This window comes from Antarcticibacterium flavum, assembly GCF_006159205.1.
GTDB classification, from domain to species: Bacteria; Bacteroidota; Bacteroidia; order Flavobacteriales; family Flavobacteriaceae; genus Gillisia; species Gillisia flava.
Genome location: NZ_CP040812.1, coordinates 189,511 through 203,463, shown reverse-complemented (window position 1 = coordinate 203,463; position 13,953 = coordinate 189,511). Strand labels below are relative to the sequence as shown.

15 protein-coding genes are annotated in these 13,953 nt (G+C 35.6%); 2 read left to right on the top strand and 13 right to left on the bottom strand.

What is annotated here, in order from left to right; genetic code table 11:
• Nucleotides 1-11: 11 nt before the first annotated feature.
• Nucleotides 12-677, top strand: coding sequence for an N-acetylmuramoyl-L-alanine amidase family protein (locus FHG64_RS00895; protein ID WP_025743367.1), 666 nt, complete (start codon nucleotides 12-14; stop codon nucleotides 675-677).
• A gap of 122 nt (nucleotides 678-799) precedes the next feature.
• On the opposite strand, the gene qatD is transcribed toward FHG64_RS00895, so the two are convergent.
• The 8 genes from qatD to FHG64_RS19955 form a co-directional block, all read right to left on the bottom strand.
• A complete protein-coding gene (gene qatD / locus FHG64_RS00890; protein WP_025743368.1) occupies nucleotides 800-1,534 on the bottom strand; it encodes a Qat anti-phage system TatD family nuclease QatD in 735 nt (244 codons plus the stop codon).
• Nucleotides 1,531-2,868, bottom strand: coding sequence for a Qat anti-phage system QueC-like protein QatC (gene qatC, locus FHG64_RS00885; protein WP_025743369.1), 1,338 nt, complete (start codon nucleotides 2,866-2,868; stop codon nucleotides 1,531-1,533). Before qatC ends, qatD begins: the two co-directional genes overlap by 4 nt.
• The gene (gene qatB / locus FHG64_RS00880; RefSeq protein ID WP_025743370.1) at nucleotides 2,865-3,701 is read right to left on the bottom strand and encodes a Qat anti-phage system associated protein QatB; all 837 of its coding nucleotides are present in this window, start codon (nucleotides 3,699-3,701) and stop codon (nucleotides 2,865-2,867) included. Before qatB ends, qatC begins: the two co-directional genes overlap by 4 nt.
• A gap of 6 nt (nucleotides 3,702-3,707) precedes the next feature.
• Nucleotides 3,708-5,357, bottom strand: coding sequence for a KAP family P-loop NTPase fold protein (locus FHG64_RS00875; protein WP_246054390.1), 1,650 nt, complete (start codon nucleotides 5,355-5,357; stop codon nucleotides 3,708-3,710).
• Between the two features lie 87 nt (nucleotides 5,358-5,444).
• Nucleotides 5,445-7,073, bottom strand: coding sequence for an IS66 family transposase (tnpC, locus tag FHG64_RS00870; protein WP_139064654.1), 1,629 nt, complete (start codon nucleotides 7,071-7,073; stop codon nucleotides 5,445-5,447).
• Between the two features lie 38 nt (nucleotides 7,074-7,111).
• Nucleotides 7,112-7,486 (bottom strand): IS66 family insertion sequence element accessory protein TnpB, encoded by a 375-nt coding sequence (tnpB, locus tag FHG64_RS00865; protein ID WP_139064653.1) that lies wholly within the window; start codon nucleotides 7,484-7,486, stop codon nucleotides 7,112-7,114.
• A gap of 3 nt (nucleotides 7,487-7,489) precedes the next feature.
• Nucleotides 7,490-7,774, bottom strand: a complete 285-nt coding sequence (tnpA, locus tag FHG64_RS00860) for an IS66 family insertion sequence element accessory protein TnpA (protein ID WP_139064652.1) — start codon at nucleotides 7,772-7,774, stop codon at nucleotides 7,490-7,492.
• Nucleotides 7,775-7,810: 36 nt separating this feature from the next.
• The gene (locus FHG64_RS19955) at nucleotides 7,811-8,014 is read right to left on the bottom strand and encodes a P-loop NTPase fold protein (RefSeq protein ID WP_139064651.1); all 204 of its coding nucleotides are present in this window, start codon (nucleotides 8,012-8,014) and stop codon (nucleotides 7,811-7,813) included.
• Nucleotides 8,015-8,250: 236 nt separating this feature from the next.
• Here FHG64_RS19955 and FHG64_RS00850 point away from each other — a divergent pair, with 236 nt between their 5' ends.
• Nucleotides 8,251-8,676 carry an exodeoxyribonuclease X C-terminal domain-containing protein gene (locus FHG64_RS00850; RefSeq protein ID WP_025743372.1) on the top strand — a complete coding sequence of 142 codons (426 nt, stop codon included), beginning with the start codon at nucleotides 8,251-8,253 and terminating at the stop codon, nucleotides 8,674-8,676.
• Nucleotides 8,677-8,678: 2 nt separating this feature from the next.
• Here the strand turns inward: FHG64_RS00850 and FHG64_RS00845 are convergent, their stop codons facing one another.
• From FHG64_RS00845 to FHG64_RS00825, 5 genes are all read right to left on the bottom strand, one after another.
• Nucleotides 8,679-9,341 carry a P-loop NTPase family protein gene (locus FHG64_RS00845; RefSeq protein WP_110355858.1) on the bottom strand — a complete coding sequence of 221 codons (663 nt, stop codon included), beginning with the start codon at nucleotides 9,339-9,341 and terminating at the stop codon, nucleotides 8,679-8,681.
• The gene (locus FHG64_RS00840) at nucleotides 9,338-10,024 is read right to left on the bottom strand and encodes a hypothetical protein (RefSeq protein WP_025743374.1); all 687 of its coding nucleotides are present in this window, start codon (nucleotides 10,022-10,024) and stop codon (nucleotides 9,338-9,340) included. Before FHG64_RS00840 ends, FHG64_RS00845 begins: the two co-directional genes overlap by 4 nt.
• Nucleotides 10,025-10,030: 6 nt before the next feature.
• On the bottom strand, nucleotides 10,031-10,309 hold the full coding sequence (locus FHG64_RS00835; RefSeq protein WP_025743375.1) for a helix-turn-helix domain-containing protein: 279 nt from the start codon (nucleotides 10,307-10,309) through the stop codon (nucleotides 10,031-10,033).
• A 276-nt stretch (nucleotides 10,310-10,585) separates the two neighbouring features.
• On the bottom strand, nucleotides 10,586-11,437 hold the full coding sequence (locus tag FHG64_RS00830; protein WP_025743376.1) for an RteC domain-containing protein: 852 nt from the start codon (nucleotides 11,435-11,437) through the stop codon (nucleotides 10,586-10,588).
• A 536-nt stretch (nucleotides 11,438-11,973) separates the two neighbouring features.
• A complete protein-coding gene (locus FHG64_RS00825) occupies nucleotides 11,974-13,935 on the bottom strand; it encodes a heavy metal translocating P-type ATPase (protein ID WP_025743377.1) in 1,962 nt (653 codons plus the stop codon).
• Nucleotides 13,936-13,953 lie beyond the last annotated feature (18 nt).

Sequence of the window (13,953 nt, the reverse complement as noted above, 5' to 3'; positions counted from 1 at the left end):
CGAGAAGTGCTATGTTAATAACTCTAAAATTTTGGAAGAGGATAAAGCCTAAAAACGTCAGTTTTGTGATTTTGATGCTACATTTCTGTGTGATTTTCGGTCAACAAAAAGTGATTATCATCGATCCTGGGCATGGTGGAAAAGATACTGGTGCAATTGGCACAAATAGTATTCAAGAAAAGGATGTTGTGCTTGATATTGCAAATGAGATTATAAGGCTAAATAAAACCCTTATAAATAACAAGTTTGACATTTACTCAACTAGATATAAGGACACTTTAATTTCCTTATCGGACAGAAGCCAATTAGCTGAAAGCTTAAAGGCTGATGTGTTTGTATCATTACATTGCAATGCTTCTAATACTTCTTCAAAAGGGATAGATGTTTATGTACATAATACCAATGACATAGAAGTGCTGATAAAAAAATCTATCGAAATGGGATTGTCCATTTTGAAAGAAAGCACCCAAAAATTAGGTTTTAAAAAACGAGCTGTCCGATTTTCAAATTTTCAAGTGCTACGAGAGAATACTACATATCGCCCTTCGATACTCGTTGAAATGGGCTTTGTTACGAATACTGATGAAGCGGATTATTTTTTAAAACCCAAAAATATAAGAGCTATGGCATTGGCCATTTTAATGGGATTGTGTAACTATTTTAATACTGGATTATGAAGGAAATACTTATTGAGATTGTGAAGAGTTTGAAAAAGCTCTTATCAGAACTAAAAAAAGAAATAAAAGATATTAATAGGTGGATTGTTAGTACTCGTAAATAGCATAACCCCTAAAAACCATCAATTCTGAATCAGGTCGTAAAAGTTATTTAAAATCACGTTTTTTAGTTTATCTGAATTATAATCCTTTTTTAAATGACAAATTTTATCTAGGATACTGTCAACCATTAATGGGGTGAATTTTTTTGAGCCTAATGATGTAAAAGGACCGTCCGTTTCTAATAGAATTTGATTAATAGGGATACTATCAATAATCTTCTGTCCGTTTTTAGATTTTGTCATTTGGTAGTTTATCGAAAAGTAATATCCACGGGATACCGCAATTTCAAGGTTTTTGATAGAGCCTGAGTACCAATGTAGAATAACTTTCCCAGGGAACGATTTGCCAAAAATATCCAGTAAATCATTTTCGGCTTTTCGACTATGAACCGTCAAAACCTTATCGCTAAAATTTGTGCATTCTGATATTATTTTCTCAAAAACTTGAACCTGTCTTTTATAATCTACAGGCGATTTGTTGTAATTGTCTAGTCCTATTTCTCCAATATATTTTGTCTTACTTAAAAGTGAAATGAACTTATCAATTTCCTGATGTCTTTCTCCAACTAATTCAGGATGCAATCCAAGAGCCGGTCTTATATACTTAGTGTTTTTTGTAATATTTTCTGTATAAAAATAAACTTTGGGGCTATTCGTTACTGCGATTGTGTAAACTTTAGATTTCTCTATTTGATTTACAATATCAATCGGATTGGACATCAAGTCCAGATGAAAATGAGTGTCATGATATTTCATTCTAAAAAATCTCTTACTTCATTCATTCCACGTTGATAAACATCTATATATTTATCTAATTCTTGCTTACTTTCAAACGGTAAAGGGCCAGAACTCAAAATATCAAACATTATGCTTCTTATTGGACGGTTTTCTAAACGCTTTAGAGATAGTTTGAATGCCCTTATGTCACTGCCAGAAACCAGTTTTTGTGAAGGAACATTTTGAGTTATATTGTGTACATATTCAGTTCCGGTAGTACCACTTTTCTTTTCTGCTGATTGTCTTATAATGCATGGTACACAATATCCACATTGAATTCCTGGTCTCATGCCTGAATACCTACTATTTTCTGAATGAGAGCAAGAAAGTGTTTCATGATTAAGTTTTTTTAGCAATTTTTGATTCTTGCATTCAACCATCATTTCGCCTTTGGTTTTCCATTGATATGGATTGTTAATTTTATTCTTTATCCCTAATTCGGAAATCACTTTTTTAAATGTAGATAGGTAGTATGGATGTGTAGTTCTTGTGCTATGACTACTAAGTCTAGTTCCAGTCAAAGGAACATTTAAAGAGATTAAGCCATTTTCGGGAATAATGAAGTCAATAGTTTCTTCTAATGTATTTGCCACTATTAGACCAAGGCACAAAAACAAAAAAGACCTAGCTCTAGAACTTTCTTCTTTTGAAGCTTTGGCATGCTGTTGATTTGGCTGCACATAAAATTGATAATTAGAGAAAGACTCATCGCCATATTTTTTTCTTAAATTTTCATACAGCATAGTTTGAGCACTTTTATCAGCTCCTCTTTTATAGTGACTAACAAAGGTTACCTTCTTTTTGTTTTCTAATAGGTCAATGGCTCCAATAAATGAGTCCATTCCACCAGAAAATAAAGCGACCTTTTCTATTTTATTAGGGTTGTGGTTTTTAATGAGTTTAATTTGTTTTCCTTCTGTAATTATGTTTTTTCTAAAGTAAATTTCCCATTTATCTCCACTTAAAAACGATAGTAATTTCTGCAAATCTTCTTTTGCATTTTCCCATTTGTCCAAAGAGGAAACAGGCATATATATTTTGAAGTGGCGACTCCATTCTTGAAAGCCATGAGCTTTTCTGGAAACCACTTGGTCAGTAGTGTAAATTCCGAGGGAAAGATGCAATAAATCTAAAACTTCATCTTTTGGTTCTATTTTTGCCAAACGTAATTCTTTGAAAATATTAGTTCCCAAAGCGGATGGGTCATTTCCTAATTGAACGGTGTTTAAAATATACTTTTCTTCTGAAGCAGACACTTTTACATCAAAAGTATCCTTCTCATTATTTTTTATTATTATGTGCCAAATACTCATTTTTCTAGTGTTGAATATGCGAGTTCAAATATGTCCTCTATTATTTTTTTTCCTTCTCCTTGAGCTAAATCTATTTTAGAAATATCAGCTTTTTTAAATCCGTTTTTTACTTCATCTCTTATAAAAAAACGCATTTCATTTTCCAATTTAATTGCTTCGCTTTCAGATAAATCATTTCTTTCAAGAGCAATTCCAGCTTCATAAACCCATTTCTTGAAGATATAAGCACTCACAAATTCAACTACGGTATCAGACAATGTTTCTGAGTTAATACTGTCTAGTGATTCTATATCTCTACCACTATCAAGGATTTTTTCATAGAGTCGGTCAAATGTTATCATTATGGCTGCACGTGCGATTGCTTCGTCATTAGTACTACCCGTTGGGGCAATTCTATCAGCAATTTTTGCAATAACTTCCTCACTAGATTTACCTATACAATCAGATAAGTCATATTTTTGTAAAGTTTCATTAAAGCCTTCTTTTGAAACTCCGCTCAAAAAACCAAGATAATTTCTACCAACGTTAATTCCAGCAATTGAAGATTTTGTGGCTGCCCTACTACCACCAGATGACTTTATATATGATTTAGCAAAAGTTTTAAAACTAGAACCGCTACCTCCATTAGAAATTCTTGTGAGTATACTTTTTGTGCCTGATAATTTTTGTGTTGGTACTGTTTCAGGTTTTGAATCTACTGTTTCATTTAAAGTGTCATCCGATTGCTGATTGTTTTTCTCGTCTGTTTCTGGGGCATTGTCAGAGTCAGTTGCCCAACTGGGTAGTAATGGTGTTTTTCCTTTTGGTCCAGTACCTGATGCAGAAGTTCCCATAATTTATTACAAGTTTTTTAATTTACGTTTGGCGATTCCTGCCAAACGCTTATTTGTTGAACTCTTACTCCAGTCTTTTATCATTTTATTAACTGTAGGTTCGTGCGAAGTATTTTCGGAAATTCCTTGAAGCCAAGTGGTAATACTAAGTGGTAAAACTTGGTGCGGTAATTTATCAATCAAACTTAATAATTGAGAGATTAGTTCATTTCTGACGTTACAAAAATCTATTAAACGTTTTATGGTTGGTGATTCCCCATTCTGTTCTCCTTCATTTTTCATTCTTTCTGCTAGAGATTCAAATATCGCTGATGAATCCCCATCGCTAAGAGACCTTACTTCTTTTAAGGCCAAGCTTCTGATAGTTTCAGAATCATTTAAGAGTTTTATAAATAATTCTTGAGCTTGAGAACTCATTCTTTGGATATTAGTCCCAGAAACGGATAATTTGTCTCTTGAATAATAAAAATAGGATTGTAAATTTACCTCGCTGACATTGGGTTCTGAAGATAGCCATTGTCTAATCCAAGAATCTTGTAAATAACTTTGAAATTCTACTGGCAGTTCATCTAATTTTTCATCATTATTTTCTAGTACTAACTCTTCCATCAATTTTAATTCGGTAATAATTCCTTGGTTCTTTGCTTGTTGTTGATAAAAACTTTTGAACGTTTCTGACTTGAAGTATTCCAAGAGCATTAGTTTTGCCAAAATACGTTTATCAAGATTTTCTCCTTTGGAATTGGCCATCTGGTGTCTTAACAAAAGAGTGTTTAAAAATCTTTTTGTCTGTCTGGGGTTACCATTAAGACCTACTGCCAGAACCGATACAAGTTGGGCAGAGAGAAGCAACGCTTCTTTTAGATTTTCGTTGACTTCAGTAACAAATTCATTCGCATTTTCTAATCTAAACGTAAAACCAAATTGGTCTTTATTTTTCTCTTCTAAAACACTTATCCTGATATGTTCAAATTCTCCGATGTCCGTATATAAATTAGTGAATAATAGATTGATGTAAGTTGTCAATTCTAGGTCACTAAGGGGTGGAATTCTTATTGGGTATTGAATTAGTTTTTCCAGATAATCACGTCCCACTTCAGTATTGTCTCCTGGTATTTCTGGAAACCTTCTTCTAACTGCATGTTTAATGAGTCGTTCATCCGCCCCAATTACAAAAGCAGTATTTTTCGCAAATAAGAATAATTTAATGGCTTCAAGTGTTCCAATGACTGTATCTGGTGAACACCTATCCAAATCATCAATTAACACTACTATTTTTTTTAAATTGGTTTCCTTAATTAATTCTTCAAATGCTAGATGGAATTCTTGAATGTCATTTTTAAGGATTTCGTCAGGGTCAGTATTTTCATTTTGCTTTTTTATATACTCTTCATAATCGGCATTGGACAACTTACTTAAGATGTCTGATGTAGTAGTTAAGGCAAGTCCTGCTGGCCCCATTAACATAAAACCAGCTCCATGCTTAACAGCAGATTGTCCAATTTTAAGTAAGTCTATTTTTTTTAGAAGTTTTGCTGCAATTTTTAATGCTTTATCCTGTGGTTTTCTTTTTTTGATTATTTCGTTAACTATCCTGCCCATCAAAACGGTTTTGGTATCTTCATACCCTTCAAATAACCATCCATTAAAGTTGATAATTAAAACATCTTTGTCCCCTAAATAGTATGCAGTCGGCTAAATACGCCGCGGTAAATAGAGTATAATTTTGTAAGTAGTTTTTGCTTATTTACCCAGCTGTAATTTTTTGTAATTCTGGGGGTAGAGATTCTTAATATCCTTGTATTTGATGGTCATGATATTTTCCAAGGTATATTTTAACCACTCATAGGGATTCACCTGGTGCTTTTTACAAATAGCAAAGAAGGAATAGATTGCCGCAGCTCTCTGAGCAGCTTTATGAGATCCTGCAAATAAGTAATTTTTTCTTCCCACAGCAACCGGACGAATTTTTCCTTCAATTTGATTATTATCTATAAATAAATTTCCGTCATACAGGTAAGCACACAGCGCATCCCACCTAGATACACTATAGGCAAGTGCTTTTCCTATCAGACTTTTGGGCAAGGTAAACTTAAGCTGCTGAGTCATCCATTTCCCCAGTTCATTAATTACTGGTAATGCTTCTTTAAGGCGCACCTCTTTAATTTGCTCTGGACTAAGATTTGCCTCTTTGATTTTTCTTTCAATAGCGTATATTTTTTGGATCTCCTTTAAGGCACGGGTTGCCCTTTCCGGGTCATTATCCAGCGATTTTTCATAATAACGACGGGCATGGGCCCAGCATCCTAAATGGGTGACCTCTTCTTTTTTAGCATAATGATCATAGACCGCATAGCCGTCTGTCTGAAGGTAGCCTTTAAAATCTTTAAGCATGGCTTCGGGTGCCTTTTGCCCACGGCCAGGCTGGTAGTCAAAGACTACATTTCCATCGATGGGACTGTGATATACCCAATAATATCCCAGATGAGTTTTTCCTTTTTTCCCCTCATCCTGCACCTTTATTGTTGTTTCATCAACCTGCAAGTAGCCTTGAGATTTTACATCGGCTATGAGTTCTTCAAAGAGCGGAACAATCCGATCGATCCCTCTGGCACACCAGCCATTCATAGTAGAGGGAGGGATGGGGACCTTTTCTCTTTTAAAACGTTCGAGCTGACGGTGAAGCGGCATATGGTCACAGTATTTATCAACTAATAGAGAAGTTACCAGTCCGGATCCTGGAATACCCTTATCGATCACCCGCTCAGGAAGTTCTCCGATGATCACCCCTTCTCCGGATTTGTGAGCGTATTTATACCGGATATATCTGCGAATAAAAAATCGTGCAGGCTCGTATTCCAATTCATCGGTCTCTTCCTGACCGATACACTTCATCTGAGAGATATCTCCCTTAGGATAGATCTTCACTTCCTCTACCGGAAGATGATCCGGAAGCGGCTGACGCCCTTTATGAGTGGCATTTTTCTTCTTACGCTGGTAGGTAATCTTTTCTGTAAAGGCTTCTTCTCGTTTTTCAAGCTCCTGGGCAGTAACCTCAAAAGGCAAAGCCAACTGTTCCTTATCTTCAAAACGCTCGCGTTTCTGACCGAACTGCATCCTTCGGAACATCTCCAGCTGGCTCTCCAGGTAGGCCACTTTTTCCTCTAGAACTCCGGACTTACTCAAATAGCTGCGAAGATGCTCATCAGCCCGGGCAAGTTCCTTGTCTTTTTGCTTTAATTCCTTAGTCTTTTGTTTTAATTCTTGCTGAGATTTTTGAAGCTCTTTTTTATGGAATGTCGCCTGCGCTGATTGCTCTTCTAAAAGGGCCAACAACTGTTGTTTTGAAAGGGTTTCCAGGGATTTTTCCATAGCATAAAAGTACAGATTTCCCTGCTTTTTTACAACAATTATTTTGTGTTTTTATCAGTAAAATCAGGGGGTTCAGGAGGATTGTACCGGTTAAGGTGACGCAGCTTTTCTGCCTTGATCCCCTCGATCATCAGCACCAGCTGACTCCAACTAACACTTCCTGACTGGAGCACTTTGGGAAGCGAGAACGTTCCTTTCTCAAGACGTTTATAATAAATCACAAAGCCCCCGAATTCCCAGTGCAGGAGTTTGATATGGGTAGCCCTGCGGTTGATGAATATAAAAACATCGCCACTGATGGGATTCTTTCCCATCTTGGCGGTGACCAGTCCCGATAGGCCCTGAAAACCCTTTCTCATATCGCAAGGCTGGCTAAAGAGGTAGTACCGATTGGAGGAACTTAAACTAAACATGGATTACAGGTTTACAAGAGCCGCTAATTGGTTTAAACCAATCCCGGAGACTTCTAGCTGTACTCCATTAGGATATTTCAGTCGATATTGAGCGTGGAAGGAATCCGTTTTACCTGGAGTGATCTCTAAAAATCCTTCCGGAGCTTCCGATTTGCTGTTCTTCCATTTTTTGATCCAGTAATAAAAATTACTCCGAATGATCCCATGCTTTTGACAAAAATCCTTTTTACTTAAACCACTAACTTCCCATTCCTGAATTAACTCAAACATATAGGCTTGCTTATCCATCTCTTTTTTGGAGGCAAGCTAGAATTTATCTTAAGTTTACACCAGATGTACTTGGCCAACCGGATACCCTAAATAGGTCTCTTCAACCATTCTCATAAGACTCGACTTTCCGCTTCCCCAATCGCCAAAAACACCAATACTACAAGGCAATAGATTGACATTGTTTACAATGCTTGTTACAGCATTTACAAGATGCTGATAGTCGATAAAATCAGAGTTTGTTTCGTTATCATTCCACATTTTTTGACGTTATTTTATTCAAAAAAAGCCAATGAAAACCCATTAGCTTTTTAAACATTAATATTTTAAGCGTAATCGCCTATAAATATACTGAAATGTCTTTTTAAATTCTTACGGTTTCCTACAAATTGTTAAAATTTTATTAAGAATATATCTTTACTTCTGGAAGTCAAAATTTTGGTCTTTTTTCGTAAATTAGGCCTAATTAGAGTGTTATAAACTCTAGTGCAAATAAAATGAGAGCAATTGCAATTTTCTTTTTGAACGTACTTCAAAATACTTTGGGGATGACTTTTGGATGGTTGTTTAAACCAAAAACCAAACGAAATTCATTTAAGGCCTTATCTGATGTTGAAAAGGTAAAATATCTTGAAAAAAGAAGGCAATACAAAGGCTATAAAAAACAATGGCTGTATTACAGGTGTAGAGAAGAAGGTTTATTAGAAACCTATTACAAATTGTTCGATACTGAAGTTGAGGGACAAGATTCTGGAACGAAATTTAGTTTCGGTAAATATAGAGGGGAATATGTTGAAGCTATTTGGGAATCTGATAAAGAGTATATCAATTGGCTTTCCCAACAAGAATGGTTGGCTCAATATTTGGATGAAAGCGATATGATACACGAACTACTTCTTTTAGAGGAAGAAAACCAAAATTAGATTTAATCCCTTTTATCACGACTGCTTTTATCAAAGGCAATTAAATTGAACAGTTGTCGCATCCTTGAACGTACCCTATTCCCATAACGTTCCTCCAGTTCTTTAGCATTGAGGTTTGTAGTTGCGTGTGTTTTAGTTTTATGACTTAAAAATAAATCATAACGTGAAAGTAAGATTTCGCCCATTACATTACAATCTTTTCCAAAATGCCTTCCGGTGGGTTCTACACCCAAATCATCAAAACAATAAAACTTTTTGTCGCCGTAATTTTCAATGATGGTGTACCCAATATTATTAAAGGCAAAGGCAATGTTTCGTGTGGGTATAACCTCATACGATTTCTGATGTGGCACAATATGGCGTAACAGTTTCATTAAACTGGTTTTTCCACAACCAACAGGACCAGAAAGCAAAATCCCTTTATCGCGGTCGATGTCTAATTTTTTGCAATTAGCTTCATCCCTGATAAAATAATTACAGAGCTTGAATATAATATCACGGTCTTCTTCAAAAATTTTGAATTTCTTGCCAAAAAGTAGTTTTCCTTTGGCATTGAGATAAATTAGCATTTTATCAAAATCATAAAGCATTTGATTGTCTTTCAGTTCTCCCAAGGTGTATTGAACGCTACCCTCGGTAATGATATGTGGTTTGTGGGGATTCATAATGGTTCATTATAATTTTTGTTGGAACTTGTCTTTAGGTTGTCCGTATTTTGGCTAACTGCAACCATTGTTTTTTCTTCTTTTAGCTCTTCGGCCTTTATCATCCAGTTTCGAGCTGTGGCGTGCCAATCGACAATTTTTGTTTTTCCACCTACTTTCCAACCGATGCCTTGGTAGTGGTTGTAAAATTTTTTGGCTTCCAATTCTGGCCAATTTTCCTTTTCAAAAAAATCAATGACTTCATTTTCATTTTTTGGCTTGTCAAGTTTAGTATCATTTGCTTTGTTTTTTCCTGTTTGTATATGTTTGTTTATAGATACCACCGCTTGTCCATTGCTTGTCCCGATATTGGTAGGGTTTGGGTACAGAGCTTGTCCATCACTTGTCCCAAAATTGAACATCTTGATTCTGCTGCCTTTAAATGGATTATGTGAGGGTTCGTATAATAGGTATTTCCAATGATGTAGTTCTTTGATGCAGCGATGGTAGGTAGTTTTTGAACCAATCTTGGAAAACCGCATCGCTTCTTCTCGATTGATATAGAATTCTGTCGGAAAGTGATAGTTGTTCCATAATTGAAACAATGCCACGTACAAACTTATGTGCGTGGGATTTAAACGGCTATCCTTTGAGAATTGTAAGAATACAGCGTTTAGGTGCTTAATGTAATTGACCTGCTCCAAAACGATTTAGAATTTGTTATGAACTTTATTATTTTCCATTACGCTAATTATTTCTTCGTAATCGTAATAGAGTACACCCCCTACTTTGGTGTAGGGCAATGTGCCATTAATTCTTAAATTCTGTAACGTGCCAGAAGAGATTCCCAAAAGCTTTTTTACTTCAGGGGATTTTAGCCACCTTTTGGTAATATGACCAGATTGGCTATTGAGTAGTTCCTTGATATCATCGAGCAGTTCCATTTTGAATTCTCGAAGGTCGTCTGTGGTAATAATACTTGTGGGCATAATAGAACGGATTAAAAGAAAGGGACTACCGTTTTGCTTTCATCTAAAATGATAGCCCCTGACCTGATTTGACTTTCGTTCTACAAAATTGGGGTAGTTTGCTGGATTTTATTCACAAGTTAGGCCTACTTGGGTGTTTTTCTTCTCTCATTTTCAATGTAATACAATAGAGGGTTTTGGTACTTCTTCAGAAAAAATACCCTATCTAAAAACCACCAAATAAAATGAGATTTTCCATAAAACAAGAAACACCCAAGTTGAAGCATCTTGGGTGTCTTATTTTACGTTATCAGTATCATCCATCCGTTTGGTCAACTGCTTTTTTAGTATATCCAAGAATTTGGTTCTCCCATTTTTACGCATCCGTATTTCCAAAAAAGCCCTGTAATAATCGCCCAAGTCCACTTTAAACGTTTTTTCAACAAAATAGGCAATATCTTTAATGTCAACAGTCCCATTATTTATGACGTCTGTACTGTGCAAAGCGTAAATTAGTTCAATTAAGTATATTTTGTGTGCCGTCCACGTAATTTTTGGCTTTCTTTGTATCATTCTTAAATTTGCATAATTTCCATTATTTTCCAATTTATCAATCTCTCGTTTTAGGTGCACAATCAACAGGTCGTAAGCTAAAATCGTGGCTACGGTACTATCGTGACTTGTTGCAAACTCTTCATCAACAAAAAAGTGAAATGAGTCTGGGAATAACCTAATATCTGCTTTACCTCTTAAAAAATACTGCTCATCAAACACGGCAGCTTCCCTGCGGTAATAATGGTAAAAGTCAAGATTGTCGTTAAAGTAAGTTTGAAGTTTTTCGATATAATTGTTCAAATACTTTACTTGCGATTTATTGCTTCCCCTGGGTCTTTTACTTTCAATGTTAAATAATTTTACGTAATAAATAAGTTTGCTATAAATTTTTGGTTTAGTACATTTAAAGAAATGAATTTCCTCTAATTTGGTTTCAAATTCATAATCAACTACGATACTTCTAATTGATTTAAGGGTCTGTTTTGCAATTTTAATCCCTTTTTCAGCTTTGAGTAAAATATCTTGTTCTTCTATTTCAAGAATATCTAGTTTATTGTCTAAATTTTTTAATATATCGTCGTAATTTGTAACCATTTATTTTCGGTATCATTATTATCATTTCGTATTGTACAATAGTGTTGCGTTTAAAATTGTTAGTAACAGTTAAATTGAGAAAGTTAAAACCAATCAATTAAACAGATATAAAGTACTTTAGGAATTGCAAGAACAGTACAAAGAAGATTAACACGATAACAACGATTAGAATACTAATCCAAATTATTTTATCTTTTTTGGTAATGCTATTTTTTACAGAGGGTACTTTATTGCTTTTTTTATTTCGTCTATTCCGTCTATTTTCCGACATAGAATATCATTTTTACTCTTTATCAATCATTTCCAATTCAATTTTTGTAGCCACACAAAACGCTTGAATATTATATCCTCTTAATTCATTAATGCTTATGAATATTTCCTTTTAGTACAAAAAAATAAAGCAGAAATGCGGCTATTACCATAAGGATTATCATAAGAATACCTTTGACCTTATCTATTTTTGTGATGTCGGTATTCGATGATTTCCGATTTTTTTTGTTTCTTCTATTTCTTCTATTTTGAGACATTCTTTTATACTATTTCCAATTCATCTTCTGTAATCGAACCGCATTCAGAATGGCTAACAAGGCCACGCCTACATCGGCAAAAACTGCTTCCCACATCGTTGCCAGACCACCTGCGCCCAAAACCAAAACCACTGCTTTTACACCAAAGGCCAACCCAATATTCTGCCAAACGATGCGTCTTGTAGAACGTCCTATTTTTATGGCTCTAGCTATTTTACTTGGTTGGTCTGTTTGGATGATTACATCTGCGGTCTCTATCGCCACATCGCTGCCCAAACCACCCATTGCAATGCCAACATCGCTCGCTGCCAAAACCGGTGCATCGTTGATGCCATCGCCTATAAAGGCTACTTTAGTATTAAATTGTTTTTTCAAATGCTCAACTTCGTTGAGCTTATCTTCTGGTAACAAACCGCCTTTTGCAGTATCAATACTCATTTCTTTTGCCACTTGTTGGGTTATGGAATCCTTATCGCCGGAAAGCATTATGATTTTGGAAATACCGGATTCTCGAATTTGTTTGATGGCTTCGTGGGCATCTGCTTTCAATTCGTCTGCAATGATGACATAGCCAGCGAATTTGTTTTCAATAGAAACCATCACAACGGATTCTACAATGTTGTCGGTTTCAGATGGAACTTCAATATTATTTGAAGTCATCAATGGTTTATTCCCAACTAAAACAATTTTGCCATTGACCGTTCCCTTTAATCCTTTTCCTGCAACTTCAGTTACTTTGGTTGCCTGAAAATCTTCGCCATCAGCTTTGTATTCCATTATGGCCTTGGCAATGGGATGTGTTGATTGTTCTTCCATCGCCATCAGGTATTTCATCATTTCGGCTTCGCTCAATGACCCATTATTTACGACGACATTTTTAATTTTGAAAACACCTTTGGTCACAGTTCCGGTTTTGTCCATTACAACCGTGGTTACTTTTGTCATTTCGTCCAAAAAGGATGCGCCCTTAAAGAGAATCCCATTTTTGGATGCTGCTCCCAATCCACCAAAATAACCCAACGGAATAGAGATTACCAAAGCACACGGGCAGGAAATGACCAAGAATATCAATGCCCTGTATAACCAATCGCTAAACACGTATTCATCCACAAAAAAGTAAGGTAAAAATGTTAACCCAATCGCCAAGAACACTACAATAGGCGTATAAATTCTTGCAAATATTCTAATAAACAATTCTGTTTTCGATTTACGTGCCGTGGCATTCTGAACCATTTCGAGGATTCGTGCAATAGAACTGTCCTTAAATTCTTTGGTGGTTTCTATTTCAATTACACCGTCCAAATTTATGCTTCCCGCAAATACTTTTTCTCCCTTTGCAATGGTATCGGGTTTACTTTCGCCCGTTAAAGCCGCTGTATTGAACGAGCCTTTTTCAGAAAGTAAAATACCATCCAAAGGGATTTTTTCGCCCACACGAACTTGTACTTTTTCGCCAATGGCAACGGTTTCTGGATTTACAGAAACATAATTGTTGTTCCTATAGACCAAGGCTTCATTAGGTCGTACATCCAGTAATGCCTTGATGCTTCCCTTGGCTTTTTTAACCGCGGCACTTTGGAACAATTCGCCCACGGCATAAAATAGCATCACGGCAACACCTTCAGGATATTCGCCAATGGCGAATGCCCCTATTGTGGCAATTGACATCAAAAGAAATTCCGTAAAGAAATCTCCTTTTTTAATACTTTCCCAGCCTTCAATTATAACTGGAAATCCAACAGGAATATAGGCCATAACATACCAAACAATCCTTATCCAATCGGAAAAATGCGGGAAAATCTCCAGATAATCAACGATAATTCCAGTTATCAGCATTACAAAGCTGAATGTAGCGGGCAAATAAATTTTAAAAGTACTTGCGTTGTCATTACTGTTATGGCTACCATCATTGCCAATGCAACAATTTTCGCTGTCATTTATATGCTGTGAATTTTGCTTTTTCTTTTTCATTTATTTAAATTATAATTT